The sequence below is a fragment of the Paraburkholderia sp. J12 genome (assembly GCF_905220215.1).
GTDB lineage: Bacteria > Pseudomonadota > Gammaproteobacteria > Burkholderiales > Burkholderiaceae > Paraburkholderia.
On the sequence record NZ_CAJMZC010000052.1, the window covers coordinates 1 to 496 of the forward strand.

General features: G+C 70.8%; 1 protein-coding gene. It reads left to right on the plus strand.

The window, feature by feature from the left end:
* Nucleotides 1-496, plus strand: a 496-nt coding sequence (locus U5760_RS31560) for a pyridoxal-phosphate dependent enzyme (protein WP_322016221.1), incomplete at both ends; no start/stop codon positions are given.

Sequence of the window (496 nt, forward strand, 5' to 3'; positions counted from 1 at the left end):
CGCCGCGGGCGTGGCGGCGTACGTGAAGGCGGTGCGCCCCGAGATCCGCGTGATCGGCGTGCAGACCGACGATTCGTGCGCGATGGCGCAGTCGATGGCGGCCGGCCGGCGCGTGGAGCTGACCGAGGTGGGCCTGTTCTCGGACGGCACGGCGGTCAAGCTGGTGGGCGAGGAGACCTTCCGGCTGTGCCGCGAGTATCTGGACGAAGTGATCACGGTGGACACCGACGCGCTGTGCGCGGCGATCAAGGACGTATTCCAGGACACGCGCAGCGTACTGGAGCCGGCGGGGGCGCTGGCCGTGGCGGCGGTCAAGCGCTATGCGGAGCGCGAGGGCATCGCGGGGCAGACGCTGGTGGCGGTGACCTCGGGGGCGAACATGAACTTCGACCGCATGCGCTTCGTGGCCGAGCGCGCGGAGGTGGGCGAGGCGCGCGAGGCGGTGTTCGCGGTGACGATTCCCGAGGAGCGCGGCAGCTTCAGACGTTTCTGCGAA